Annotated in this window: 20 protein-coding genes; 5 read left to right on the top strand and 15 right to left on the bottom strand. The window is 73.8% G+C overall.

Annotated elements, in window-relative coordinates; translation table 11 throughout:
- Positions 1 to 40 precede the first annotated feature (40 nt).
- The 7 genes from J2Z30_RS41875 to J2Z30_RS41845 form a co-directional block, all read right to left on the bottom strand.
- Positions 41 to 901, bottom strand: coding sequence for a hypothetical protein (locus J2Z30_RS41875; RefSeq protein ID WP_245389059.1), 861 nt, complete (start codon positions 899 to 901; stop codon positions 41 to 43).
- Positions 902 to 968: 67 nt separating this feature from the next.
- On the bottom strand, positions 969 to 2,501 hold the full coding sequence (locus J2Z30_RS41870) for a hypothetical protein (RefSeq protein WP_044579276.1): 1,533 nt from the start codon (positions 2,499 to 2,501) through the stop codon (positions 969 to 971).
- A gap of 130 nt (positions 2,502 to 2,631) precedes the next feature.
- Entirely contained in the window at positions 2,632 to 3,675 is a 1,044-nt protein-coding gene (locus J2Z30_RS41865; RefSeq protein ID WP_044582331.1) for a DUF2891 domain-containing protein, read from the bottom strand.
- A 92-nt stretch (positions 3,676 to 3,767) separates the two neighbouring features.
- Positions 3,768 to 4,412, bottom strand: coding sequence for a pyroglutamyl-peptidase I (pcp, locus tag J2Z30_RS41860; RefSeq protein ID WP_044579273.1), 645 nt, complete (start codon positions 4,410 to 4,412; stop codon positions 3,768 to 3,770).
- 14 nt (positions 4,413 to 4,426) lie between these two features.
- Positions 4,427 to 5,395, bottom strand: coding sequence for a DUF979 domain-containing protein (locus J2Z30_RS41855; RefSeq protein ID WP_044579271.1), 969 nt, complete (start codon positions 5,393 to 5,395; stop codon positions 4,427 to 4,429).
- Entirely contained in the window at positions 5,392 to 6,114 is a 723-nt protein-coding gene (locus tag J2Z30_RS41850; protein ID WP_020873553.1) for a DUF969 domain-containing protein, read from the bottom strand. The genes J2Z30_RS41855 and J2Z30_RS41850 overlap by 4 nt, the downstream gene beginning before the upstream one ends.
- A gap of 140 nt (positions 6,115 to 6,254) precedes the next feature.
- Complete coding sequence (locus J2Z30_RS41845) at positions 6,255 to 7,001, bottom strand: GntR family transcriptional regulator (RefSeq protein ID WP_245389040.1); 747 nt, start codon at positions 6,999 to 7,001, stop codon at positions 6,255 to 6,257.
- Positions 7,002 to 7,242: 241 nt separating this feature from the next.
- Between J2Z30_RS41845 and J2Z30_RS41840 the strand changes: the two genes are divergently transcribed.
- From J2Z30_RS41840 to J2Z30_RS41830, 3 genes are read left to right on the top strand one after another with little or no spacing between them, the layout of a single operon-like run.
- Positions 7,243 to 8,022 (top strand): LamB/YcsF family protein, encoded by a 780-nt coding sequence (locus J2Z30_RS41840; RefSeq protein ID WP_107073413.1) that lies wholly within the window; start codon positions 7,243 to 7,245, stop codon positions 8,020 to 8,022.
- The gene (gene pxpB, locus J2Z30_RS41835) at positions 8,019 to 8,669 is read left to right on the top strand and encodes a 5-oxoprolinase subunit PxpB (RefSeq protein ID WP_044579269.1); all 651 of its coding nucleotides are present in this window, start codon (positions 8,019 to 8,021) and stop codon (positions 8,667 to 8,669) included. Before J2Z30_RS41840 ends, pxpB begins: the two co-directional genes overlap by 4 nt.
- On the top strand, positions 8,666 to 9,577 hold the full coding sequence (locus J2Z30_RS41830) for a 5-oxoprolinase subunit C family protein (RefSeq protein ID WP_044579268.1): 912 nt from the start codon (positions 8,666 to 8,668) through the stop codon (positions 9,575 to 9,577). Before pxpB ends, J2Z30_RS41830 begins: the two co-directional genes overlap by 4 nt.
- 220 nt (positions 9,578 to 9,797) lie before the next feature.
- Here the strand turns inward: J2Z30_RS41830 and J2Z30_RS41825 are convergent, their stop codons facing one another.
- The 7 genes from J2Z30_RS41825 to J2Z30_RS41795 form a co-directional block, all read right to left on the bottom strand.
- Positions 9,798 to 10,064 (bottom strand): WhiB family transcriptional regulator, encoded by a 267-nt coding sequence (locus J2Z30_RS41825; protein WP_044579267.1) that lies wholly within the window; start codon positions 10,062 to 10,064, stop codon positions 9,798 to 9,800.
- 257 nt (positions 10,065 to 10,321) lie between these two features.
- Entirely contained in the window at positions 10,322 to 11,326 is a 1,005-nt protein-coding gene (locus J2Z30_RS41820) for an ankyrin repeat domain-containing protein (RefSeq protein WP_052701755.1), read from the bottom strand.
- Complete coding sequence (locus J2Z30_RS41815) at positions 11,323 to 14,967, bottom strand: hydantoinase B/oxoprolinase family protein (RefSeq protein ID WP_044579265.1); 3,645 nt, start codon at positions 14,965 to 14,967, stop codon at positions 11,323 to 11,325. The genes J2Z30_RS41820 and J2Z30_RS41815 overlap by 4 nt, the downstream gene beginning before the upstream one ends.
- Positions 14,964 to 15,890, bottom strand: coding sequence for an SGNH/GDSL hydrolase family protein (locus tag J2Z30_RS41810; RefSeq protein WP_078957419.1), 927 nt, complete (start codon positions 15,888 to 15,890; stop codon positions 14,964 to 14,966). The genes J2Z30_RS41815 and J2Z30_RS41810 overlap by 4 nt, the downstream gene beginning before the upstream one ends.
- A gap of 311 nt (positions 15,891 to 16,201) precedes the next feature.
- Entirely contained in the window at positions 16,202 to 17,416 is a 1,215-nt protein-coding gene (locus J2Z30_RS41805) for a glycosyltransferase (RefSeq protein WP_044579263.1), read from the bottom strand.
- A 118-nt stretch (positions 17,417 to 17,534) separates the two neighbouring features.
- Positions 17,535 to 18,701 (bottom strand): glycosyltransferase family 4 protein, encoded by a 1,167-nt coding sequence (locus J2Z30_RS41800; RefSeq protein WP_044579261.1) that lies wholly within the window; start codon positions 18,699 to 18,701, stop codon positions 17,535 to 17,537.
- Positions 18,702 to 19,160: 459 nt separating this feature from the next.
- Positions 19,161 to 20,585: a hypothetical protein gene (locus J2Z30_RS41795; RefSeq protein ID WP_044579259.1), complete on the bottom strand. Its 1,425-nt coding sequence runs from the start codon at positions 20,583 to 20,585 to the stop codon at positions 19,161 to 19,163.
- Positions 20,586 to 20,898: 313 nt separating this feature from the next.
- On the opposite strand from J2Z30_RS41795, the gene J2Z30_RS41790 reads away from it, so the two are divergent.
- A complete protein-coding gene (locus J2Z30_RS41790) occupies positions 20,899 to 22,473 on the top strand; it encodes a PP2C family protein-serine/threonine phosphatase (protein ID WP_044579257.1) in 1,575 nt (524 codons plus the stop codon).
- Between the two features lie 174 nt (positions 22,474 to 22,647).
- Here J2Z30_RS41790 and J2Z30_RS41785 read toward each other — a convergent pair whose 3' ends face one another.
- Positions 22,648 to 24,156, bottom strand: coding sequence for a DNA-binding protein NsdB (locus J2Z30_RS41785; protein ID WP_044579256.1), 1,509 nt, complete (start codon positions 24,154 to 24,156; stop codon positions 22,648 to 22,650).
- A 247-nt stretch (positions 24,157 to 24,403) separates the two neighbouring features.
- On the opposite strand from J2Z30_RS41785, the gene J2Z30_RS41780 reads away from it, so the two are divergent.
- Positions 24,404 to 25,507 (top strand): aminoglycoside phosphotransferase family protein, encoded by a 1,104-nt coding sequence (locus J2Z30_RS41780; protein WP_044579254.1) that lies wholly within the window; start codon positions 24,404 to 24,406, stop codon positions 25,505 to 25,507.
- Positions 25,508 to 25,578: the final 71 nt, after the last annotated feature.

Below are 25,578 nucleotides of genomic sequence, written 5' to 3'. Positions count from 1 at the left end.
TGTGGTGGTGTCGGGCGGGTGGGGGGCCGGGCGTCGGGGTTCAGGAGTGGAAGGGGAGACCGGCGTCGGCCACCAGGTCGAGGTCGTCTCCCTGGTCGGGGGGCAGCAGGGTGGCGCCGCCGTCGCCGACGGGGACGACGCCGAGCTCCAGCAGCTCGGCCATGGCGGCGGAGGCCGCCATGTCGCGCACCTGGAGCTGATAGCGGGCGGTCGTGCGGTAGGTGCCGCCGGATTCGTCGCCGGTGCGCTGGAGGAAGCCGGAGTCGACGAGGAAGGCGACGGCCTTGCCGACGATGCCGGTGGTGGAACCGGCGAGCCTGCGCGCGTCCTTGGTGGCGCCGGTCGCGCTGCGCCGGGCGTAGACCCGCCAGGCGGACTCCAACCCGGGCGCACCGGTGGCGGGGTCGGTGTTCTCCCCCTGCTCCTCGGCGCGCTCCTCCAGCCGCCGGCACGCCTGGCGGACGAAGGCGTCGACCCCGTTGACGGTGACGCGGCCGATATAGCCGTCGTCGGCGAGGTCCTCGGGGCGGGGGAACGCCAGGGCGGCGACGGCGAGATGGGCGAGGCCGTGCAGGAAGCGGTCGGCCGAGTCGGTGGCGGCGCGGCGGGCGTAGTCACCCATACGGACGGCGAAGACGGAGTCCTCGGCGGCGGTCACCGCCATTCCGGCGCGGGTCGACACCTCCAGCACGATGAGCCCGAGCCCGGCGGCGATGGCGTCGGTGAGGCGCGCGAACGCCGGTTCGTCGCGGTGGCGGCGCAGCAGCTCGGCGTATTCGACGTCCCGCGCGGGCAACAGCTTGGGCTGGAGCCCGAAGGCCACCAGCCGCGCGGCGTCGGCCGCGTCGGCGGGCGTCAGCCCGGCCGCCGCCGGGGCGGGCGCCGCGTCCGGCGGTGTCATCTCGTCGATGTCGTACTCGGTCACGGCTGAACCTCCTCGCGCGGGGCGTACTCATGAGTCGCGGCCATCACGCCACCTCCGCGCGGTCGGCCGCCATACCGGCCGCGTCCAGCAGGGCGGTGCCCACTATCAGGTCGGCGCCGCCGAATTCGGGGTCGTCCAGTTCGGTGCCGTCGTCCACGGCGAACAGCAGCCGCTGCTCGCCCTGGCGGTAGGCGGTGCCGACCGGGGGGCTGGCGGCGTGGACGGCGAGGAGGGCGATCAGATAGGGCAGATCGCGGTCGCGGCGGCGGGCGTCGGCGAGCAGCCCGGACAGCCGTCGCGGGGCGTCCGCGGGCAGTTCGAGCAACTCCATGGCCACCGCCAGCTGCTCCTCGCTGAAGCGGCTGTCGTCGGGGGTGGCGATGAGGTCGGGCTCGGGCATCTCGGCGCCGAGGTGCTCCCGCTCCACGGGAGGAGTGAGCAGCATCTCGACCAGGTCGCTCATCCGTACCGAGGTCGGGGTGCGCAGCCCCGTGCCGCGGGCGAAGAACGCGTCGGTGACCCGGCCCGCGCGCTCGAGGGGCAGCGGGAGCAAGGGGGCCAGCAGCTGTCCGTACAGGTCGTATCCGGAGCGCGGGGCAGGGGGCGCGAAGGCCTGGCGGTCCTGCTCGGCCCGGAACAGCGGACCGGCCTCCAGCAGCCGGGACTGCAGCTGGGTGTGGCGCCGGATGCAGTCCTTGACGATGTCGACGAGCTCGGCGGCGCGCCGCTTGTGCTCGGTGCCCTCGGCCTCGTCGCGCGCCTTGCGGATGTTGGTGAGGATCGCGTTCTCATGGCGGTAGCGGTCGGCGACGTGGTCGAGCGCCTCGCTGATCAGCTCGGGGACGGTGCTCAGCCAGTCGACGGCCCGGACGTTGCGCCGGGTGGCGTCGAGGGTGCGGCGCAGCGTCTCCGAGTACTGCACGGTGCGGTAGCGGGCCTGCTCGGCGGCGAGCTGGGCATCGGCGAGGCGGCCCCGGCTGATCAGGACCTCCAGCTTGACCTCGGCGGCGATCTGGGCGCTGGTGACATCCGTGTCGAGGGCGCCGACCAGGACGTTGACCGCCTCGTCGGTGGTGCGCAGATAGACGCTGCCGCCGGGGCCCGGCACCTCCTCGATCAGCTTGAAGTCGTAGTCCCGGCGGACATACACCCCATCGGGCCCGAAGGTGCCGTAAACGGCGCGGAAGCCGCGGTCCACACTGCCGACGTTGATCAGGTTCTCCAGCACCCAGCGGGCGACCCGGTCGTGCTCGGCGGCGGGACGCCCGGGGGCCTGGGCCGCCACCCGGGGCAGCAGCCTGGCCACTATCTGCTCGTGGTCCGCGCCGGTGTCGAAGTCCATGTGGAGCGTGACGAGGTCGATGGCGGCGAGGGCGACCTCCGCCATCGCGTACACCCCATACTCCCCCGCGAGGTTGGCCTTGCGCGCGTCCAGGTCGTGCAGCGGCGCGGTGCAGGCGAGCGCGCGCAGCCGCCGGGCCAGGCCCTCGTCGGCGGCCGGGCCCGGGGCCGGCCTGGCGGCCCCTTCAGCGGTGTTGAGCTGGGGCGCGGCGGCCCCCGGGGGTGGAGATGTCACGTCGCACAGAGTAGGCGGTCGCACCGACAACGTACGAAACGGCACGGAGATCCCGCTATGACACACCAGGTCCCCTGCGCGTGCACGCGCGTACACCGGCGCGTCCCCCGCACCTCACCGATCCGTCAGTCTACGGCTCACCGGCCGGTGGTCCGTCCAGGGCGAGCGCCGCGAAGGTGGCGAGCCAGTGGTCGCCGGTGAAGTCCCCGGAGACGGCGGCCGGGAGCCCGGCGGCCAGATGGTCACGGGCCGCCGTCCGCAGCACGTCCGCGCGCGGATCGCCGTACGGCAGCGCGGCGGCCAGGCGGCGGAGCGCGGCGGCCCGGCTGAGGATGAGGCCCAGCAGATGGCCGATCTGCGGATCGGCGGGGTCGGAGACGATGGGCGGGGTGAGCACGGTGACGGGCGCGCCCCATTCGACGCCGGGGAGGAAGCGTTCCAGCCAGCGCGCGAACTCCTCCTCCGGCAGCACCCGGCAGACCGTCTCGGCCTCGGTGAGCGCGGGCGAGAGGAAGTCCTGCCCGGAGGGCTCCCAGTGGACGGGGGCGTCGCGGTCGTCGGCGAACCAGTCGAGGACGGCCTCGGTCACCGGTTCGACGATCCCCTTGGCGCCCGCGGCGGCCGCGCTGTCCAGGACCAGGCCGAGGGCGAAGGCGCTGTTGGTGTGGACGCCGTGCCGTACCGGGTAGGTGGCGCGTTCCAGCCATCCGCTCAGCAGTGCGCACACGGCGTCGGCGGCCGGTTCCAGGGCCTCGGCCCAGCGCTCGCCCGCAGGCCCCGGCAGGCTTCGGCACTCGGCGGTCAGCGCGAGCAGCCAGGCCCATCCGTAAGGGCGCTCGAAGGAGGGGTGGGCGCGCAGATAGTCCGCCTCGGCGGCGAGGGCACCGGCCGTAAGGTGCCCGTCCAGTACGGCGGTGACCTCGTCGGCCCGGACGCGGTCGGGGCAGCGGCGCAGCAGCCGGACCAGCAGCCAGTGCATATGGACCGCGGAGTGCCAGTCGTACGAGCCGTAGAAGGCGGGGTGGTGCCGGCGTGGCTCGATCAGGTCCTCGGGTCCGCGCAGCAGATGCGCGGGGGCGTTGGGGTAGGCCCGGGTGACGTTGGCGGTGGCGAGGGCGGCGAACCGGGCCGCGTACCGGCCGAGTTCGCTCCCCGTCCCGTCCGGCTCATCCATCTCATCCGGCTCATCCGGCTCGTCCGGCTCATTCGGATCGTTCGCCGCGTCGGGCTCGTTCGGCTCGTTCGCCCCGTACGGCTCGTAGGCGTTCAATGCGTTGCCCCCTCGGCGACGCGCAGATCGGTCCGGGTGTTCACGGCCGCCCCGATGATCGCCCGCAGCGCGTCGGCGGCCATGGCGGCGGGAAGTGCGGGTTCGGCGCCGTCCACGACCTGTTCGGGCGCGTACGGGAGGTGGACGAAGCCGCCGCGCAGGGCGGGCCGCTCGGTGGCGATGAGATGGGCCAGACCGTAGAAGACGTGATTGCACACAAACGTTCCGGCGGTCTGTGAGACGGCGGCCGGAATCCCGGCCTCGCGGACGGCCGCGACACAGGCCTTGACGGGCAGGGACGCGAAGTAGGCGGCGGGGCCGCCCTGGACTACCGGTGCGTCGATGGGCTGCCGCCCGGCGTTGTCGGGTATGCGGGCGTCGTCCACGTTGATCGCCACTCGTTCGACGGTGACACCGGGACGGCCGCCCGCCTGGCCCACGCACAGCACCAGGTCGGGGTCGGCCTCCGCCACGGCGGCGGAAAGCTCCTCCAGGGCGGTGCCGAAGACGCAGGCGAGTTGTACGGCCGTGACCTCGGTGCCGGGCGGCGGATCGGCGGCCACCAGGGACACGGCCTGCCACGACGGGTTGACGGCCGAGCCCGCGAAGGGTTCGAAGCCGGTGAGAAGCACGCGGGTCACAGCAGCGGCCCCCTTCAGAAGGCGAAGAGCGAGATGATGGCGATGTTGCAGACCAACAGCGCCCCGGCGGTGGGGATCTGCGCCTTGATGGGCCCGTACTGGTCCTTGAGTTCCAGCAGGGCGGCGGGCACCAGATTGAAGTTGGCGGCCATGGGCGTCACGAGCGTGCCGCAGAATCCGGCCAGCATGCCGACGGCGAGGACGACGGGCGCGTCCCCGTGCATCTGCTGGATGAGCACGGGCCAGCCGATGGCGGCGGTCATCACCGGGAAGGCGGCGAAGGCGTTGCCCATGATGACGGTGAACAGGGCCATTCCCACGCAGTAGACGGCCACGGCCACGTACTTCTGGCCCTCCGGCAGCACCTGTTCGGTGATCTTGCCGACCTGGGTGCCGACCCCTGCCTCCTGGAAGATGGAGCCGAGCACGGCGAGCAGCTGGGGCAGCAGCAGCGCCCAGCCCATGGACTCCAGCAGGCTCCGGCCCGCGTGCAGGGGCACCGTGGGCCGCCGCTCGCGCACCACGACCATGGCGACCAGCAGCCCGACGATCGCGCCGAAGCCGAGGCCGAGGATGGTCTCGCTGCCCGCCTCCAGGACCGGTTCGCCCCCGATGTGCCAGTGCTTGACGGCCGAGGCGCAGACGACGGCGACCAGCGGAATGGTGAGCGCTGGGACGAACAGCCTGCTGCCGAGCCGGGCGGCGGATGCGACGCGCTGCTCGGGCGTGGTGGTGCGCGGCACCCCGCGCCCGGTGAGCGGGAAGCCGCCCAGGCAGACCATGGCGAGGACGGCGACGCCCAGCGGTTCGGCCGGGGCCTTCTTCTCCACCACCCAGCTGCTGTAGAAGAAGCAGCCGCCGAGCAGCCCCCAGAACGCGGCCGAGCCCAGGCGCTTGGGATTGGTGCGGTCGACGACCATCTGGGCGGCCATGGCGAGGAAGACGGCGCCGACGAGCCAGTAGAACCACTCCGCCTTGATCACTTGGCTTCCTCCGCGGTGCGGCTGCCCTCGGCAGCGGATCGGCCGCCGGAGGCGGCGAGGTCGTGGTCCAGCGAGCGGTCCAGGCGCAGCAGCCGGAAGCCGTGGATGAGGAAGGCGCAGACGGCGGTGGGGATGGCCCACAGCGCCAGCTGCAGGGGCTCCAGGTGGGTGTGGTACGTGGTGTTGACGAACCCGGTGATCAGCAGGATCGAGCCGATGGCCAGGAAGCAGTCCTCGCCGAAGAACAGCCCGACCGTGTCGGCGCTGGCGGAGTACGAGCGGACGCGCTCGCGGACCCGCTCGGGCAGCGGGCCGTGGCGGCGCTCCGCGGCGCCCTCGGCCATCGGCGCGACCATGGGCCGGACGCTCTGGGCCGGGCCGCCGATGCTGGTGAGGCCGAGGGCGGCGGTGAGCTGGCGCAGCAACAGGTAGAGGGCGAGGAACCGGCCGGTGGTGAGCTTGCCCAGCCGGCCGATGAGGGTACGGGCCTGTTCCTGGAGGCCGTGGCGCTCCAGGAGGCCGATCACGGGCAGGGTGATGACGAAGATCGTCACCGAGCGGCTGGAGGCGAAGCCGTTGCCGAAGGCCGCCAGGATCTCCTGGGGCGAGAGCTTGGCCAGCAGTCCGGTGGCGATGCCGGCGACCCCCACCACCAGCAACGGGTTGCGTCGTGTGGCGAATCCGAGGATCACCACGAGGACGCCAAGGAGAACGATCATGCGTCCCGCCTTCCGCGCACAAGGACCTCACGGGGGCGTGAGGAGGGTGCACCGGAGGCTAGGCGTTCGTTCAACGATCCGACAAGAGCCTGAAACGAACTTGTTCCGGCCCCGCCGGATCGTTTACCGCTGGGAAACCTCTATCGACGGGACATCTTGCGCCCGTAGGCGTCGGCCAACTGTCCCTGGGAATCGTCCAGATAGGAGGCGAGCAGCCGCTCGGCCTCCACCGCGTCGCCGCCCTGGAGCACCTCCAGGATCTGTCGGTTGCGCACCAGATAGGGGGCGTGGAAGCGGCGGGGGTCGGCCATGACGTGGAAGACCAGCCGGAGCTCGGCCAGCACCCCGCGCATGAGTTCATCGGCGCGGGGGCTTCCGGCGAGGGAGACGATCGCTTGGTGGAAGCGGATATTGGCGGTGGACAGGTCCTGCCAGGCCCGGTCCCGGGCGGCGCGCTCGCCCGCCAGGACCGCCGCCTCGACCGCCCGCACCTCGTACGGCGGCTCGCCCAGGCCGCGCACCGCCGCGCATTCGACGAGCCGGCGAACGCGGTAGATGTCGTTGAGGTCGTCCACCGTGACGACGCGGACGAAGACGCCGCGGTTCAGCTCGTGCACCAGCAGCCGCTCGTGGGTCAGCAGGCGGAACGCCTCCCGGAGGGTGTTGCGCGAGACGCCGAGCGCGCCGCCCACGCTGTCCTCGGACAGCCGGGTGCCGGGCGGGAAGAACCCCTCGGCGATGCGGTCGCGCAGGATGTCCGCGACGCGCTCGGCCGTGCTGGTGCGCCCCAGCAGCGCCCGGTCGGCCTCGAGCCCGGCGGCGAGACCGGGGGCCGGGGCGTACCCGGCCGGCTCCACCGGTTCCACCGGCTCCGCGACTTCCGCCATCGCCGGCGCCTCCGACACCTCCGGCGACTCGTCCGACGACTCGCCGGAACGGCGGTTTGCACCCTTTGCCCCGTTCGCCACATCAGCCCCTGTTCGGTGTCTCGTTCGTCCCGTATAGCGAGAAGTCAAGCCCAGAAACCGTCGCCGGACAACAACCATCTTGTCGGATCGTTCAACGATCGCTTACCTTGTGGTGCCATCCGCATCCCCTCACGTATCCCCCACGCCCGAACGGACGGATATGACCGCATCCTTGGCGAACCTGTCCATCGATCTCAACGCCGACCTCGGCGAGGGGTTCGGCCGCTGGCAGCTCACCGACGACGAGGCCCTGCTGTCCATCGTCACCAGTGCCAATGTCGCCTGCGGCTTCCACGCCGGGGACCCCTCGACCATGCGCCGGGTGTGCGAGCTGGCCGCCGAGCGCGGGGTGCGCGTCGGGGCCCAGGTCTCCTACCGGGACCTGGCCGGTTTCGGCCGGCGCAGCATGGACGTACCGGCCCGGGAGCTGGCCGACGAGATCGCCTATCAGATCGGGGCGCTGGAGATCTTCGCCCGCGCCGCCGGGACGCGGGTGCACTACGTCAAACCCCATGGCGCGCTCTACAACCGCAGCGTGCACGACGAGGCGCAGGCCGCCGCCGTGGTCGAGGGCGTCCACCTGGCCGCCGGCGGTCCGCTGCCGGTGCTGGGGCTGCCCGGGTCCCGGCTGCACGAGGCGGCCCGCGTGGCCGGGCTGCCGGTGATCGCCGAGGCGTTCGCCGATCGCGCCTACACCGCCGCCGGGACGCTCGTGCCGCGCGGCGAGCCCGGCGCCGTGGTCCACGACCCGGACACGGTGGTCAAGCGCGCCCTGGGCTTCGCCCGCGACCGCGCGGTGACCTCGGTCGACGGACGGCGCATCGAGGTGGACGTGCGCTCGCTGTGCGTCCACGGCGACACCCCCGGCGCCGCCGACCTCGCCCGCCGGGTGCGATCCGAGCTGGCCGCCGCGGGGGTGCGCGTGGCGGCGTTCATATGACGGTGCGGACCCTGCCCGTCGGCGAGCACGGGCTGCTCATCGAGCTCGACAGCGGTGAGGCGGCCGAGGCGCTCCACGCCGAGCTGCTGCGCCGCGCCGCCGAGCGGCGGCTGCCCGCCCTGCGCGAGATCGTGCCCGCCGCCCGCACCGTGTTCCTCGACGGGCTCGCCGACCCCGGACGGCTCGCGGCCGAGCTGCCCGGCTGGCGGATACCGCCCCTCGACCGGGGCGACAGCGAGATCGTCGAGGTGCCCGTGCGCTACGACGGGCCCGATCTGGACGAGGTCGCGCGGCGGTGGGGGGTGACGCCCGAGGAGGCCGTACGGATCCACTCCGGCGCCGAGTTCCGGGTGGCCTTCTGCGGCTTCGCGCCCGGCTTCGGCTATCTGACGGGGCTGCCCGAGCGATTCCACGTACCGCGCCACGCCACGCCCAGGACCCGGGTGCCGGTCGGCTCGGTGGCCCTCGCGGGCGGGTACACGGGCGTCTATCCGCGCTCGTCCCCCGGCGGCTGGCAGCTCATCGGCACCACGGACACCGTGCTGTGGGACGCCGCACGGGAACCGGCGGCGCTGTTCACCCCCGGCACTCGCGTCCGCTTCATCCCGGTATCGGATAGCCCGGCCCCGGCAGGGGCGGCTCCATGACCGACAGCGCCTTCGTCGTCGTACGGCCGGGAGCCCTGACCACCGTCCAGGATCTCGGCCGCGTCGGCCATGCCCATCTCGGAGTGCCCCGCTCGGGGGCGCTCGACCAGCCCGCCCACCGGCTCGCCAACCGCCTGGTGGGCAACGCCGAAGGGGCCGCGACCCTGGAGACCACGCTGACCGGCTGTGCGGTGCGGCTGCGCCGCCCCGCGACGGTCGCGGTCACCGGCGCGCCCTGCCCGGTCACGGTCGACGGCCGCCCCGTCGCGTGGGGCGCGGCCGTACGGGTGCCGTCGGGCGCGCTCCTGGAGGCCGGGGCCGCCGCCCACGGGGTGCGCAGCTATGTGGCGTTCGACGGCGGTGTCGAGGCCGAGCGGGTGCTCGGCAGCCGGGCCACGGATGTGCTCTCCGGGCTGGGCCCGGCGCCGCTCGCGGACGGCGCGGTGCTGCGGCTCGGGCGGCCGCGCGGGCCGGTGCCCGCCGTGGACGGGGTGCCGCATCGGGGCGTCGCACCCGAACTGGTGCTCCCCGTGGTACTCGGCCCCCGCGACGACTGGTTCACCCCCGCGGGGCTGCGCACCCTCTCCACCGGAGACTTCCGCGTCGCGGCCGCGAGCAACCGGATCGGCCTGCGGACCGAGGGCCCGTCGCTGGAGCGGGCGCGCGACGGCGAGCTGGCCAGTGAGGGCATGGCGCTCGGCGCGCTCCAAGTCCCGCCGGACGGACGGCCGGTGCTCTTCCTCGCCGACCATCCGACGACCGGCGGCTACCCGGTCGTCGGCGTCGTGCCGGAGCGGTATCTGGCCGCCGCGGCGCAGGCCGCCCCCGGCACTCCGGTGCGCTTCGCCCCGCTGGTCCGGGTCTCCTGGGGGCCGCCTGCCGGACGGACCGTGCCGGACGGCGGCTGAGCGGCCTCGCTGAAGTCCGGTGCGGTTCGGGTGCGCCCGAAGGGCGTGGGGCCGTGTCGATGCGCGGCTCCGCCGCGGCTGTGTCGATATGCGGCTAGGCCGCGGCTGCGTCGATATGCGGCTCCGCCGCGGCTGCGTCGATATGCGGCTCCGCCGCGTGGCCGGCCACGACGCGGCCGCGGATGAACGACCGCGCCTCGCGGCGCTTCCCGCGGAGCGCTCAGCGGGCGCGCCGTGCGCCGACGCGCTCCCTGCGCTGTGCCTTGCGGCGCAGCGCGCGGCGCTCCTCCTCACCGGTACCGCCCCAAACCCCGTGGGTCATTCCGCTCTCCAGTGCGTAGTCCAGGCATTCCTGGATCACCGGACAGCGCCGGCAGACCTCCTTGGCCAGCGTCTCCTGCCGCCGGGCGGCCGGACCCGCCACCCCCACGGGGAAGAACAGCTCCGGATCCTCGTGCGTGCATTCGGCTTCATGCCACCAGGCCATGGCTGCCCCTTCCGTGAACGACGTTGCTGAAAGCACCCGCCGTCGGGCTCACGCGCGGGGTGCGCGGGGCGGGCGCCCGTGGGTCATGCGGGCGCGTCCGGGCGGGCTTTGACAAGGCTCGGGTTTCCGATCGTGGCGGCGGCAAACGGATCCGAACACGCCATGTCTCATATCGGGCTACCGGGTTGAGCCCCGGGGCGGCCTGGGGCCCCTCCCAGGAGCGGCAGTCCCGGCAGTTGACGCCCCTCCCAGGGGAGTCAGTCCCGCAGCCGCTCGGGCAGCAGAATGACGGCGCTGCCCGGCCGGCCGATCCAGCGCGGACCGCCGTCGACCGCGACCCCCGTGACCGCGGCGGCCATCGCCAGCGCCCGCGCCGTCCAGCCGGACGGATGCCCGCCGTCCCCGAACCGATACCGCCACGCCTCCTCCGGATCGCCCTGCTCCGGATCGAGCATGACCTCCTGGCAGGAACACATCGCCCCGTCACGGGCTATGGAGGGATGGATGAACGCGTCGGGGTGGTCGAAGACCGAGACGGCCACGGTGCCCCGGGAAAGCGGTGCCAGCACCTCCTCGCCATGGATGGCGATCCCGTCGAACTGCTGGAGCACCACGCCGCCGGGCGCCGCGCCGACCAGCAGCCGCCCCTCCTCCTCCAACAGGACATCCGCGTAGTCGGCCTCGCCGCCTTCCGCACCGTCCTCGCCCTCGCCCTCGTCCTCGCCGATGGTGGCGACGATGTCTCCGCCCAGCGCGGCCACGACCTCCGGCACGCTCCGCCCGGCCACGAACGCCACACAGCCCCAGTCCTGATACTCCCCGCCCTCGCCGTCGAAGGCGGCTATCAGCTCATCGGCCGTCCGCTGCGCGGCCCGCTCCTCGGGGGACGGCTCGCGGGCGCCGGGCGCCCCGGCCACCAGGTCGGCCAGCGGCGTCCACCACGCCAGCTCGCCCGGACATCGTCCGTCGGCCTCCCGGGGCCGCCAGGGGTCGGCCCCGGCAGCGAGGAGCGCCGACGCCTTCTCCCGGTCCCAGTTGCGCGCCGCGTGCCACAGCGGGGTGCGGCCCGCCGCGTCCGGCTGGTCCACCTCCCGCGCCACCGTGAGCAGTTCGGCCAGCACCTCGGCGCTTCCCGAGCAGGCCGCGGAGTGCAACGGCGCCATATGGCCGCCGAGGATGCGGTCGGGGTCGGCCCTCGCGGCGAGCGCGGTGCGCACGGCCCTCAGATCCGTCCAGTCGTGGATGTCCTGCCAGTCGGTCATGCGTCCAATCTGGCATCCGCCACCGACAATCCGTCCCCGGCCTCCTCCGGCGGGCCGTAACCGCCGCCGCCCGGGGTGTGGACGACCAGGACGTCCCCCACCCCGACGTCCACCGCGTCACGGCCGTCCAGGCGGTCCACCGAACCGTCCGCGCGCTCGATCAGGTTCGCGCCCAGCGCTCCCGGTTCACCACCGGCCATGCCGTACGGGGCCACCCGGCGGTGGCCGGTGAGGAGGGCGACGGTCATCGGCTCCAGGAAGCGGATGCGGCGGGTGACGCCGTGGCCGCCGCGCCAACGGCCGCGGCCGCCGCCGCCCCGGCGGATCGCGAAGCTCTCCACCCGCACCGGATACCGCCACTCCAGCACCTCGGGGTCGGTCAGCCGGGAGTTGGTCATATGGGTCTGTACCGCGTCGGCGCCGTCGAAGCCGTCCCCCGCTCCGGAGCCGCTCGCGACCGTCTCGTAGTACTGGACGCGGTCATTGCCGAAGGTGACATTGTTCATCGTGCCGGAGCCCTCGGCCTGGACGCCCAGGGCCGCGTACAGGGCGCCCGTGACGGCCTGGGAGGTTTCGACGTTCCCGGCGACCGTGGCGGCCGGGAAGACGGGCGCCAGCATGGAGCCCTCGGGGATGCGGACCTCCAGGGGCTTCAGGCAGCCGCTGTTGAGCGGGATGTCCTCGGCCACCAGCGTGCGGAAGACATAGAGCACGGCCGCCATCACCACCGAGCTGGGCGCGTTGTCGTTGCCCGGCCGCTGGGGCGAGGTGCCGGTGAAGTCCAGGACGGCGCCGCGCGCGTCGCGGTCCACCGTAAGGCCGACGCGGATGACCGCCCCGCCGTCGGTCTCGTAGCGGTACGAGCCGTCGCGCAGCCCGGCGACGATACGGCGCACCGACTCCTCGGCGTTGTCCTGGACGTGGCCCATATAGGCGTGCACGACGTCGAGGCCGAACTGCCCGATCATTCGGCGGAGTTCTTGGACGCCCTTCTCGTTGGCGGCGATCTGGGCACGCAGATCGGCGAGGTTGGCGTCCGGGGCGCGGGACGGATACGGCCCGCCGGTCAGCAGCTCGCGGGTCTCCCGCTCGCGCAACGCCCCGTCCCGCACCAGCAGCCAGTTGTCGAAGAGGACGCCCTCCTCCTGGATGGTGCGGCTGAAGGCGGGCATGGAGCCGGGGGTGATGCCGCCGATCTCGGCGTGGTGGCCGCGCGAGGCGACGAGGAAGAGCAGTCGGTCCCCCGGCTCGTCGAAGACCGGGCTGACCACGGTGACGTCCGGCAGATGGGTGCCTCCGTGGTACGGGTCGTTGATCGCGTACACATCGCCGGGCCGCATCGCGCCCCCGTTGCGCCGCAGCACCTCCTTGATGGACTCGCCCATGGAGCCCAGGTGCACCGGGATGTGCGGGGCGTTGGCGATGAGGTTGCCCTCGGCGTCGAAGAGGGCGCAGGAGAAGTCGAGCCGCTCCTTGATGTTGACGGAGTGGGCGGTGTGCTCCAGGCGGACGCCCATCTGTTCGGCGATGGCCATGAAGAGGCTGTTGAAGACCTCCAGCATCACGGGGTCCACCTCGGTGCCGACCGCGGTGGTGCTCGGCCGCGGCCGGACCCGGGTGAGCAGCAGATGGCCGCGCTCGCCCATGGTGGCCTGCCAGCCCGGGTCGACCACGGTGGTGGCGTCCTCCTCGGCGACGATCGCGGGCCCGGTCACCCGGTCCGCCGGGCGCATACGGTCACGTTCGTAGAGCGCTGTCCGCTGCCAGCGCCCGTCCGAGAACATCCTTACGGTCGTCACGGGCGCCAGCTCGCCCTCCCTGGGCGGCCGTTCCACGGCATGGCCGCCGGTGGGCCCGGACGCGCCGACCGCCTCGACCGACACCGCCTCGACGACCAGCGGCTTGTCCATGGTGAAGGCGTAGCGGCTGCGGTGCGCCCGGACGAAGTCCTCGGTCATCGCGGGGGCGGAGCCGAGCGGGACGGGGATGCTGGAGTCGGTGCCCGCGTACCGCAGATGGACCCGGGCGACGGTGTCCAGGGTGTCCTCCGGGACCCCGTCCGCGAGGAGTTCGCCACGGGTCTGATCGGCCAGCCGCGCGCACAGCTCGCGCACCCGCGGCAGCGCCTCCTCGCCCAGCTCCGCCTCGACGGCCTGCTCACGCATGGCGGTGGCGTCGGCCACCCCGATGCCGTACGCGGAGAGCACCCCCGCGAGCGGCGGCACGATCACCGTGCCGATGCCGAGCGCGTCGGCGACCGCGCAGGCGTGCTGGCCGCCCGCGCCGCCGAAGCTGGTGAGCGCGTAACGGGTGACATCACGGCCGCGCTGCACGGAGATCCTCTTGACCGCGTTGGCCATGTTGAGCACCGCGATGTCCAAGAAGCCCGCCGCGACCTCCTCCGGTCCGCGCCGGTCGCCGGTCGCCTCCGCGATCTCCTCGGCGAGCGCGGCGAAGCGCTCCCGGACCGTCGCCGCGTCCATTGGCTGGTCGGCGTGCGGGCCGAAGACTGCCGGGAAGTGGTCCGGCTGGATCCGGCCGAGCATCACATTGGCGTCGGTCACGGTCAGCGGGCCGCCGCGCCGGTAGCAGGCGGGGCCGGGGACGGCCCCGGCCGAGTCCGGCCCCACGCGGTAGCGCCGGCCGTCGAAGTGGAGCACCGAACCGCCGCCCGCCGCCACGGTGTGGATGTTCATCATCGGGGCACGCATCCGCACCCCGGCGACCTCGGTACCGAAGATCCGCTCGAACTCGCCCGCGTAGTGGGAGACATCGGTCGAGGTGCCGCCCATGTCGAAGCCGATGACGCGGTCGTGTCCGGCCTCACCGGAGGAGCGTGCCATGCCCACCACACCACCCGCGGGCCCGGACAGCACCGCGTCCTTGCCCCGGAAGTGCGCGGCCTCCCGCAGCCCTCCGTTGGACTGCATGAACATCAGCCGGATACCGCGCAGTTCGGCGGCCACGTCCTCCACATAGCGGCGCAGGATGGGCGACAGATACGCGTCGACCACGGTGGTGTCGCCGCGGGACACCAGTTTCATCAGCGGGCTGACCTCGTGGGAGCAGCTCACCTGGGCGAAGCCGAGGTCGCGCGCCACCGCGGCGACCGCCTGTTCGTGTGCGGCGTGCCGATAGCCGTGCAGCAGGACGACGGCGGCGCTGCGGAAGCCGTCGCGGTGGGCGGTGCGCAGCGCCTCGGCGGCGGCGTCGAGGTCCAGGGGGCGGACGACCTCGCCATGGGCGTCCACCCGCTCGGGGATCTCCAACACCCGGTCGTACAGCGCCTCGGGCAGCAGGATCCGGCGGTCGAAGAGGCGGGGGCGGTTCTGGTACGCGATGCGGAGCGCGTCCCGGAACCCTTCGGTGACGACGAGGACGGTGGGCTCACCCTTGCGCTCCAGGAGGGCGTTGGTGGCGACCGTGGTGCCCATCTTGACGACGGCGATCCGGTCGGCCGGGACCGGATCGCCGGGGCCGAGCCCCAGCGTCTGCCGGATCCCGGCGACGGCCGCGTCCGTATAGCGCTCGGGGTGGTGGGACAGCAGCTTGCGGGTGACCAGGCGGCCGTCCGGACGCCTGCCCACGACGTCCGTGAAGGTTCCGCCCCGGTCGATCCAGAATTCCCAGCGACCCGTCACCCCGCCATTGTCGCAGCGGACGGCGGTGTGTCGGCGATGAGCGGATCGGCGGGCGGGTGAGGAAGCGGGTGAGGAAGGTGGGCGGGGGCCGGGCCGCGGGTCACCACGGTGAGCGCGGCGAGCGTCGCCCGCCGGTCCCGGTCCTCGAGCAGATGTCCGGTGCCCTTGAGGTGGTGGCGCCATTCCAGGGCCGCCAGCGCGACCAGACCGGGCAGGAGGTCGGTGCAGCGGTCCGCGATCCAGCGGGTGCCGCGGGTCGCCATCCACCACGCGGAGGCGGCGCGCGAGGGTGCGGGCCCGTCGAGCTCCAGGGAGGGCGGGGCGCCGGTCGCGATGGACCGGGCGCGCAGGGCGCTGTGGAACTCCCTGGCCAGCAGCCGGTGCCCGAGCTCGCTCGGATGCAGCCGGTCCACGCTCCAGGCCCGCCGATCGGCTACCCAGGTGTGGTCGCTCAGCTCCACATGGACCGCCTCGTGACGCTGGGACAGCGCGTGCACCACGGTGTTCACCGCGCGCATGCGGCGCCCCAGCGGGCGCGCTAGCGCGGACGGCAGCCCCAGCATCCGCCCGGGGTCGGGCAGGCAGGCGGTGAGCACCACGGCACCCTCGGCGCGCAGCGCGCCGATCGTGCGGTCGAGGGCCTCGGCGACCCGGTGGATGTCGAACGAGTCGCGCAGCGTGTCGTTCCCGCCGACCACGACCGACACCAGATGCGGGCGGGTGCGGCGGGCGGCGGGCAGCTGTTCGTCGGCGACATCGGCGGCCAGCGCCCCGCTGCGGGACAGATTGACGAACTCCACGGGCTCATCGGGGTGCGGCCCGGCCGCCGCCGCCAGCAGCGCGGCCCAGCCACGCCATCCGCCGCCGGGCGCCGGGTCGCCGAGCCCCTCGGTGAGCGAGTCGCCGAGGGCGGCGAACCGCAGCCTGCGCGGCTCCGCACCCTCGCCCGCGCCCGCGCCCGTGGTCTCCCCGTCGCCGGGTGTCGTGCCCGGCGTCGCGCCCGGCGTCCGGCCCGCCCGGTGCGGTGCACTGGCCGCGTCCTGCCCCGCATACCCCGTCTCCGTAAGGACGGCCTCCGCGAGGACGACCTCCGTAAGGACGGCCTCCGTAGGGACGGCCTCCGTAGGGACGGTCTCCGTAAGGGCCGCCTCCGTAGGTACGGCCTCCGTAAGGACGGCCTCCTTACGAGACGGTTCCGTACCAGCCCGGTCCCCCGTGTGAGCGCCGGGTGCGCTCACCGCACACCGCCGACGGCCCGGGGCGCGGAGACCGCCGGAGCGGCCGGGAGCCGACCGCCGTCGGCGCACCGGACGCCCTCGGTGGACGCGTCATGGGCGGCCAGGAAGGAGGCGACCGCGGCGGGCCAGCCGTAGCGCTCGGCCCGCGCCCGCGCCGCCGCCCGGCGCAGCGGCTCCGAGCGGCCGAGGACGCGCTCGACGGCGTCCGCGAAGGCCGTTCCGTTGTCGGCCGCGGTCTCGCCCGCCGCGCCGACGATGTCCGGCAGCGCGGAGAGCGCGCTGACGACGACGGGCGAACCGCAGGCCAGCGCCTCCAGCGCCGCGAGGCCGAAGGTCTCCGCCGGACCCGGCGCCAGCACCACATCGGCGCTCGCCTGGATGGCGGCGAGCCCCGCCCGCTCCGCCATATGGCCGAGGAAGACGGCCGGAAGCCCCTCGGCGCGGGCGCGGGCCTCCAGGCGCGGCCGGAGCGGCCCGTCCCCGGCGACCACGAGCGCCGCGGAGACGCCGCGCCGCCGCAGCTCGGCGAGCGCGTCGAGCGCCCGGCCCGGCCGCTTCTCGGGCGAGAGCCGCGAGCACATGGCGATGAGCACGGCCGCCGCACCGCGGTGGTGGTCCCGCAGCGCCGGGTCGTGGTGGGAGGGGTGGAAGTGGCCGAGATCCACGCCCAGCGGGGCGCGTACGACATTCCGCGCGCCGATCCGTACGAACTCGCGCGCCGCCCATTCGGTGGTGCAGACGATCCGCGAGTACGCCCGCGCGGTACGGAGGTTGAGCCGGTCCGCGGCTCCCTCGGCGAACGCGTCCGGCACCCCCCAGGTGCGCAGCACGGCGTCCGCGCTCTCATGGGAGACCATCACGGCCGGTACGCGGGCGCGCCGCGCCCACTCCCCCGTCCAGCGGAGGGAGGTGCGGTCCGACACCTCGAGCCGGTCCGGTGCGAGGCCGTCGAGCAGCCGGGCCAGCCGCCGCCGGTCGGTCAGGACGCGGTAGCCACCGGTGCCGGGGACGGTCGGTCCGGGCAACGTGATCACCCGCCCCTGCCGGGTGTGCTCGTCCGAGACCCGCTCGCCCGGCACCACCAGGACGGCCTCGTGCCCGGCCGCCTGGTATCCGGCCCCGAGCTCGCGCAGTGCGGTGCGGAGGCCGCCGGAGGCGGGGGTGACGAAGTTGGCCAGCCGGACGATGCGCAGCCCTTTGCCGTCGCTCATGCTCTGCTCTCCTCCCACGGCGCTCATGCGGCGCCGCCTTCATTCGCTTCTCCGCCCGCGCGGCGCGGAGGCGCGGGTGTCGCCATCCACCGCGGCCCGGCGGCCGCGCGTGCGGCGCTCATGCCGCGACCGCCGTGCGGGCCGCCAGGACCTCGGTGTAGTGGTCGATGAGCTGGTCGCCGATCGCCTCCCAGGTACGGCCCTCGACCGCCTCCCGGCCGGCGTGGCCCAGCGCCGCGCGCAGCTTCGCGTCGGCCGCGAGCAGCGATACGGCGTCGGTCACCCCGGTCGCGTCCCCGGGCGGCACCAGCAGTCCGGTGCGCCCGTGGTCGATGAGGTCCAGCGGGCCGCCCGCCGCGGGCGCGATCACCGGTACGCCGCTGGCCTGGGCCTCCTGCACGGTCTGGCAGAAGGTCTCCTGGGGCCCGGTATGGGCGAAGACGTCCAGCGAGGCGAAGACGCGGGCCAGGTCGTCGCCGGTGCGGCGGCCGAGGAAGCGGGCCCTCGGCATGGCCGCCCGCAGCGCGGGCTCGCTCGGCCCGTCCCCGACCACGACCACCTGGACACCGGGGAACTCGCTCAGCGGCGCGAGCAGCTCGATGTTCTTCTCCGGGGCGAGGCGGCCGATGTATCCGACGATCAGCTCGCCGCCGGGGGCGAACGAGCGGCGCAGCTCCGGGTCGCGGCGCCAGGAGTGGAAGCGCTCGGTGTCGACCCCGCGCGGCCACAGCCGGATCCGCGGCACGCCGTGCTCGTCCAGGTCGCGAGCGGCGGCGGTGGAGGGGGCGAGGGTGCGGTCGGCGGCGGTGTGCACGGCGCGGATGCGCCGCCAGGCAGCGTTCTCGCCCGCGCCGAGGTAGGTGCGGGCGTAGGAACCCAGGTCGGTCTGGTACACGGCGACCGCGGGTATCCGCAGCCGTAGCGCGGCCGTCATCCCGCGCGCGCCCAGGACGAAGGGGCTGGCGAGGTGGACGACATCGCTGCCGTGGGAGGTGATCGCGGCCGCGAGCTTCCGGCTGGGCAGCGCGACCCGCACCTGCGGATAGCCGGGCAGGGGCAGGGACGGGATACGGACGACGGGGTACGGATGCGACCGGTCCATCTCCCCTTGGCTCTCGGGTGGACCGCCGGCCGAGGCGGGCGGTGGGCCCCCGGGGGGACCCGCCGGTGCGATGACCAAGGGGTGATGACCACGGCGGTGGAGGTGGTCCGCGGTCTGCAGCGTGCAGTGAGCGACGCCGTTGATGTCGGGTGGGAAGGATTCAGTCACGATGGCGACACGCATACCGGTGTTGTCGGCGTACGAAGGGTGGCCCCGGCATCGTGAACGTTTCGCGCCGTGGAACGTCCCATGAGCGTTGGCCCTCGCACCCCGAGGGGCCCGTTCAGGGCCCCGGAGGGATCGCCGCGAACCCGTATGAACCCGCTGGAATCGGCGGTCGATCACTCGGCGTGAATGTTTCGCCGCGAACGCCGTGTCCGGGGTGGAGCGGAGATACGGAGGGTGATGAGCCTCTCACCCATGCCCGGAAAGACGCGCCCGACGCCTTGGGGGTTGCCTGCGTCCGACACCTTGTAGGTGCCTGCGCCCGACGCCTTGTAGGTGCCTGCGCCCGGCGCCTTGTAGATGGTGCCTGCGCCCGGCGCCTTGTAGATGCCTGCGCCCGGCGCCTTGGGGGACGCCTGCCCCGGGTCTTGGGACGCCTGCCCCCGGGGCCGTACGCCGGGGGCGGCCGGGGAGGGGTCAGAAGCCCGGGGTCTCGGGTCCGATGCGGCTGCGGACCGCCGTCTGGACCTCGGCCTCCTCCGCCGGGTCGGCGGCCAGCCGGCGGAGCTGCTCGACGACACGGGCGTCGGCGGTGGCGGCGTGGCGGGCGGCGACTTCGCGAGTGCTCTCCTCGCAGTCCCAGAGGCATTCGACCGCGAAGCCCGCCGCGAAGGTCGGATCGGTGGCGGCCAGCGCGCGGGCGGCGCGGCCGCGTAGGTGGGAGGAGGCCGTCTCCCGGTAGATATGGCGCAGGACGGGCGCGGCACAGGAGATCGCCAGGCGCCCGGCGCCGTCGACGAGCGTCCACAGGGTCTGGGCATCCGGGCCCTCGGCCCGCACCGTGCGGCGGAGTGCGGCGAGCACGAGCGGGGTGTCGTACTGACCGCCGCGGCAGGAGAGCATCGCGGCCGCCGCGTCCCCGAGGGCGTCGGGGCGGTGGGCCCAGACCCTGGCCCGGTCGAGGGCGGCGATACTGCGCATGCGTTCGAAGGCGGAGAGGGCCGCCTGGGAGACCAGCTGCGAGGCGTCCGGCTCGGTCACGGCGGCCTCGATCAGGTCGAGCACCTCGGGGTCGCCGATCTCCGCGAGGTGCCGCAGCGCCGCGGCGCGGGCGGCGTCGGGGGCCGACGCGGCGGCGGCGAGGAGCTCGGGCCGGTCCTCGGGACCGGCGACGGCGGCCAGACAGCGGGCGGCGGCGTCGGGGCGGCGGGCGTCCGGCTTCAGATCGTGCTCGCGCTGGGCCCACAGCAGGATGTCGTGGACGCTCCAGCCGGGGCGCGGCCCCGAGGGCCGCAGCTGGCGCTGCCACCGGTCGAAGGCGCCGCGCTCGGCCGCCGCGCGCACCCGCGGCCCGTGGTCCGGATCGTCGGCCCACAGCCGCCAGGGCCGCGGTTCGTAGGCGCCGCGCACCACGGTGGCCAGTTCGGCGTCGCCGTCGGGGGTCCGGGGGAAGTGGGCGAGGATCGCGGGGGCGAGGCCGCGCAGCCCGGTGTCGTCGTCGCGCAGGGCCAGCTCGTCGAGGGCCCATTCCCAGTTGCTGCCGGCCGCGGCGTAGCGGCGCAGCAGCCGCAGCGCGTCGGACCTGCCGTAGGCGGCGAGGTGGCCGAGGACGGAGAGGGCGAGGCCGGTGCGCTCCTCGTCGTCGTTGACGAGGTCGTCGGGGTGGAACAGATGCTGTTCGATCTCGTCGAGCCCGGCGTCGAGGTCCAGACAGAGCCTGGCGTAATAGAGCGAGCGGTTCTCGACCTGCCAGTCACGGCGGGGGTCGCGCAGCACACAGTGGTGCAGTGCCGCGAGCGCCTCGGCCCGCGGCGCGGCGAGGGCGTGCAGGGTCCCGTCGCCGCGGCCTCGCTGCAGGAGGCCGAGCAGGGTGCCGCTGGGCGCTATGTCTGGATCGAACATGAGGTCAGCATCCGGTGCGGGAGGTTCGGTGGCAACGGGATTTCCGTCGATCGGCATTCTTGCCGATGTCCTGCCGCCGTATGCCTGATGAACGGTGCGAGACTGAGGGACTCCCGAGCGCCGCAGCCTACCCGGAATCGCGCCCTCCGCCGATTCGCGCCCGACATGCCCCCGGAAGGCCATCGGCATATGCCGCAAGCACCACCGGATCGGGTATTGCCAAACCGCTTACGGGATGTCGCAGCCTGTGCAAGAGTCGTTACCGGTCCCTCCCTCAAGACCCGGCCGCGCCGCGCCCGTATCGGAGAACGTCATGCCGTCCCCCCGCTCCGCGGACCATCCCCCCGTATCGCCTCCCCAGCGTGACACGGTGGACGCCCTCATCTCGCAGACCCAGCGGCTCCGCGGCGGGCTCGACGCCGTCCGCCGCGACACCGTCGCGGACCTGGGCGACACGGATGACGCGCAGGTGCGCTGGCAGCGCGCGCTGTGCGAGCTCGCCGTCCACCAGCTGGACGATCTTGGTCGGCATCTGGGCGAGCTGCGCGAGGGACTGCCCGCCGATGCCCCCGAGACGGTCGATCGTTCCGAGACCGTCGATCCCGTCGAGACCATCGACCCCGTCGAGACCGTCGAGACCGTCGAGACCGTCGAGTCGGAGGCCGACGCGGCGGCGGGGGCCCCGGCCCGGAGCGGGGCCGCCGGTCATGCCCCCACCGGGCGCGGTTCGCTGCTGAGCCGGGTCGGCAGCGCCGAGTGGAACCTCCTCACCGACGAGGTGACCTGGTCCGACGAGCTCTGCCGGATCTTCGGCCGCGACCCCGGGGACGGTGGGCTCACCCTCGACGAGCTGCCCTCCTGGGTCTTCTCCGAGGACCAGCCGATCCTGACCGGGATGGTCACGGACTGTCTGGTGGACGGAAAGCCGATCGACGGCGAGTTCCGTGTCGTGCGCGAGGACGAGGTGGTGCGCACCATCCATATGGCGGGCGAGCCGGTGCTGGACACCGACGGCAGCACCGCCTCCATGTGGGCCGTGCTCCGGGACGTGAGCGAGCTGCGCCGCAGCGAGCGGGCGGTGCGCGAGAGCCGGGACACGCTGCGGCACCAGCGGCGGATCGCCCGGACCGAGCGCCGGCTGGCGGTGGAGGTGCAGGAGGCCGTGCTGCCGCCGTGGCGCGGCTCCCTCCGGCTCCCGGCCCGTGACGGCTTCCCGGGCGCCTGTCCGGCGCCCGACGGCGCCGCCCTCGACCTCGCCGCCCACTACCTCCCCTCCGAGTCCAGCGCCCAGATCGGCGGCGACTGGTACGACGCGCTCGAACTCCCCGATGGTCACACCCTGCTGAGCGTCGGCGGCCTGACCGGCCACGGTGTGACCGCCACCTGCGGCATGGCCATGCTGCTGGGCGCCGTGCGCGGCATGGCGGTGGCCGGGATCGAGCCGGGCGCGCTGATGGGGCGGCTCAACCAGCTGCTCGCCGTCTCCTCCCAGCCCGCGCTGGTCGGCGCCGTCTGCACGCAGTACGACCCGCGCACCCGCACCCTGTCGTGGGCGCAGGCCGGACACCCCGCCCCGCTGCTGTTCCGCGACGGGACGGGGCGCCCGCTGCGCTCTCCTGACGGCGTGCTGCTCGGCGCCACGACGGGCGCCGCGTACACCCAGTGCGAGGAGCGGCTGGAGCCGGGCGATCTGCTGGTGCTGCACACCGGACGGCTCGCCCGGGACGCCGAGGGCGCCACCGAGCGGCTGCTCGCGCTCGCGCCACGGCTGACCGCCGCCCATGGCGCACAGGAGTGCGTACGGACGGTGGCCGAGGAGTTCGGCGACGAGCCGCGCAAGAACGACGCCTGTGTGCTGATCGCCAGGGTCACCGGCGCCCGCGCATGACGCGACGCCCCGCGTCGGCGCGACGCGGTGAATGGCCCCTCGCAAGGAGTTGACACCGCGTAAGGCGTCGACTCCCCGTAAGGCGTTGACCCCGCGTAAGACGTCGGCCCCTCATAGGGCGTCGACCCCGCGTGCTGCCCCTCGTCATACCCTTCGTACGGCGTGGCGCGGTCGCTAGACGGCCGCGCTCTTGACGATGGAGCCGGGCCCTTTCAGCCCCGTGCCGCCCTTCCCCGCGCCTCCCTTCGGCATCACCTGCTGGATCTCCTCGCGCAGCTCCCGGATGGCCGGTGACGTGTCGTACCGCCCGGTGAGCCGGTACATCTCGCGCAGCCGGTCCCAGGTGCGGTGCGAGGAGTTCTGCTCGATCGTCAGCAGCGCCATCCGGGCATAGCGATCGGCCTGCTCGGGATCGCCGCCGAGGAAACAGGCCGAGGCGATGGAGATGTGGTCGAAGATCTGGGACCGCTGGCGCCCGCCCTCCCGCATCCGCAGCGCCTTCTTGGCATGGCTCTGGGCGATGCCCGCCACCCCCGGCTCATGCTCCGCCAGGGTGCGGTAGACCAGCCCCTGCATACCGTGCAGATCGGCCTCGTTGAACAGCTGCATCCAGCTCGGCGCCGGTCCGTCGTCCCGGTCCGAGACGAACAGCTCCTCCGCCTCGCCCAGGGCGCGCCGCACCGCCTGGCCCTGGCCCTTGGACGCCTGCGCCCATGCCTCGATGGTGCAGAACATGGACCGGGTGCGGGGCAGCGCCGCCTCGCCCGCACCGGACTTGGCCAGCCTCATCAGCTCCAGGGCGTCGTCCGGGCGGCCGAGGTGCACCATCTGCCGGGCGGCCCGGGAGAGCGCCTCGCCCGCCCGGGGCCGGTCGCCGCCCTCGCGGGCCGCGTGGGCGGCGATGACGAAGTACTTCTGGGCGGTCGGCTCCAGGCCGACGTCATGGGACATCCAGCCGGCGAGGACGGCCAGATTGGCCGCCACCCCCCACAGTCTGCGCTGCAGATGCTCGGGGTGGCGATAGGCGAGCATGCCGCCCACCTCGTTGAGCTGGCCCACCACGGCCTTGCGCTGGAGCCCGCCGCCGCGGGCCGCGTCCCAGGCGCGGAAGACCTCGACCGAGGTCTCCAGGGCGTCGATCTCCTGGGAGCCCACGGGGGCGGCCTCGTAGCGGTCGAAGCCCACGGGCTCCACGGAGAGGGGATTGTCGGTACGGGGCGCGTCGGTGGCGAGGGTGGGGTCGGAAAGCAGAAAGTCGCTCATGGCACCGGTGATGGCGGATCCCGCGGCGAGCGCGGCACCCGCACCCACCAAGCCGCGTCGGTTGAACATAAGGTCCATTCCCGTGAATTCGGTGAGGACCGCGGCCGTGGACTCGGGCGGCCAGAGCAGCCCGTCGCCGGACTGCCCCTTTCCCGCGCGCCCCCCTCGTCCGAACCCGAGATCCTCGATGGTCACGACTCGACCGAGGCGCTCGGTGAACAGGGCCGCCAGCACCTTGGGCACGGGATCGCGCGGCGTCTCGCCGGTGTCGATCCAACGCCGCACCCGCGAGGTGTCGGTCGCCAGCTGCGGATGGCCCATGGCCGCCGCCTTCCGGTTCACGAGCCTCGCGAGCTCCCCCTTGGACCAGCCGGCGAGGCCGAACAGGTCCGCAAGACGGGTGTTGGGTTCCCTCGTCACGTCAAGCCCCCAGGTTCCTCGGCTGACTTGACAGTAACGGCCCCGTCACGAGCCGTGCGACTATTCGCCAGGGTTCGCCAGGGTCCGCCAGATGGTGTGCCACCCGCACAGGGGTGTGATGTAGGAGTGCGTTACCCGGCCCGGTGGCGGCTCGAGTTCGACCGAACCGCATTCCCCAGGGTGCGGCCCCGCCACGGGGCCGGGTGCGTACGCAATTCGTCGGCACACGAAGGGATCTGTCTCGCCCATGTACGCAGCATCGTCCTCCGTGTCCGCCCCGCCCCGGCCGTACCGGCGGCAGCTGCCCGGCAATGGGCCGTACCTCGATCCCGCCCCCGGCGGCCGGGCCCGGCGGACCGCCGCCCTCGGCCCCGTGCCGCCCCGCGGGAGACTCGACTTGTCCGGTCCACAGGGTGCGCAGCTGCGCACCGCGATCACTTCGGTCCACCGCATCTGCCCGGAGTTCAACCCGGTGCAGGTGCTGCGGCGCAGCGGCCGGTCCGTGCTCCTGATCGGGGCGACCGGGCGCAGCACCGCGGTGGCCAAGTGCCTGCTGGACCACTCCCCCGCGTGGGCCGAGCGGTTCCGCCGGGAAATAGCGATGTACCGGGCGTTCGTCCGCCAGCGCCCGCCGGTGCGGGTGCCCCGGCTGATCGCCGCGGACCCGGACAACTGCGCGCTGGTCATCGAGCGGATGCCCGGACGGATCGCGGCCGCGCAGCGCCACCCCACCGAGCCCCCGCCCCGTGCCGATCTTGGCGCGGTGCTGGGTGCGATCCGCCGGATCAACCAGTGGCGGCCGCCCGCCGATCTGTTCGACGCCCCCATCGACTACGCCGCCCGGCTGGCCCGCTATCACGACCTCGGGCTGCTGACCGACCGGGACATGGGCGATCTGCAGAAGCTGCTGCGCGGCGTCTCACAGGCCTGCGGGCGGCAGACCCCGGTGCAGTTCTGCCACGGCGACGCCCTGTTGAACAACGTCCTGCTGTCCCCCGCGGGCCCGGTGCTCCTCGACTGGGACCACGCGGGCTGGTATCTGCCCGGCTATGACCTGGCCACGCTGTGGACGGTGCTGGGCGACGCCCCCGTCACCCGGCGCCAGATCAGCCAGTTGGCGCAGGCCGCCGGCCCGGCCGCGCGGGACTCCTTCCTGGTGAATCTGATGCTGGTGCTGACGCGGGAGATCCGGCAGTACGAGACCGCGGTGCAGCGCACCATGCACGACCCCGCTCCCGTGGTGCCGGGCGCGGTGCCGGCCGGTGAGGAGCAGCGGCTGCTGCTGCGTCGGCTGCACGACGACTGCGCGCTGGCCCGGCGCGCGGTGCGGGCCGCGGTCGGCACCCGCTGAGCGGAGGCGGGGTGGCGGCCGCCTGGCGCGTCACCGGTCTGGACCGGTGACGCGCCGCAGGCGGGTGGACA

The sequence above is a fragment of the Streptomyces iranensis genome, assembly GCF_017874715.1.
Classification (GTDB): domain Bacteria; phylum Actinomycetota; class Actinomycetes; order Streptomycetales; family Streptomycetaceae; genus Streptomyces; species Streptomyces iranensis.
This window is presented reverse-complemented; position numbering and strand designations above follow the sequence as displayed.

Coding starts and splice junctions, on each gene's coding strand:
- pxpB (WP_044579269.1), top strand. CDS start 8,019: ATGACGGTGCGGACCCTGCCCGTCGGCGAGCACGGGCTGCTCATCGAG.
- J2Z30_RS41795 (WP_044579259.1), bottom strand. CDS start 20,585: ATGTTCGATCCAGACATAGCGCCCAGCGGCACCCTGCTCGGCCTCCTG.
- J2Z30_RS41850 (WP_020873553.1), bottom strand. CDS start 6,114: ATGATCGTTCTCCTTGGCGTCCTCGTGGTGATCCTCGGATTCGCCACA.
- J2Z30_RS41865 (WP_044582331.1), bottom strand. CDS start 3,675: ATGGATGAGCCGGACGGGACGGGGAGCGAACTCGGCCGGTACGCGGCC.
- J2Z30_RS41805 (WP_044579263.1), bottom strand. CDS start 17,416: ATGAGCGACGGCAAAGGGCTGCGCATCGTCCGGCTGGCCAACTTCGTC.
- J2Z30_RS41845 (WP_245389040.1), bottom strand. CDS start 7,001: ATGGCGGAAGTCGCGGAGCCGGTGGAACCGGTGGAGCCGGCCGGGTAC.
- J2Z30_RS41800 (WP_044579261.1), bottom strand. CDS start 18,701: ATGCGTGTCGCCATCGTGACTGAATCCTTCCCACCCGACATCAACGGC.
- J2Z30_RS41840 (WP_107073413.1), top strand. CDS start 7,243: ATGACCGCATCCTTGGCGAACCTGTCCATCGATCTCAACGCCGACCTC.
- J2Z30_RS41790 (WP_044579257.1), top strand. CDS start 20,899: ATGCCGTCCCCCCGCTCCGCGGACCATCCCCCCGTATCGCCTCCCCAG.
- J2Z30_RS41875 (WP_245389059.1), bottom strand. CDS start 901: ATGACACCGCCGGACGCGGCGCCCGCCCCGGCGGCGGCCGGGCTGACG.
- J2Z30_RS41820 (WP_052701755.1), bottom strand. CDS start 11,326: ATGACCGACTGGCAGGACATCCACGACTGGACGGATCTGAGGGCCGTG.
- J2Z30_RS41830 (WP_044579268.1), top strand. CDS start 8,666: ATGACCGACAGCGCCTTCGTCGTCGTACGGCCGGGAGCCCTGACCACC.
- J2Z30_RS41825 (WP_044579267.1), bottom strand. CDS start 10,064: ATGGCCTGGTGGCATGAAGCCGAATGCACGCACGAGGATCCGGAGCTG.
- J2Z30_RS41780 (WP_044579254.1), top strand. CDS start 24,404: ATGTACGCAGCATCGTCCTCCGTGTCCGCCCCGCCCCGGCCGTACCGG.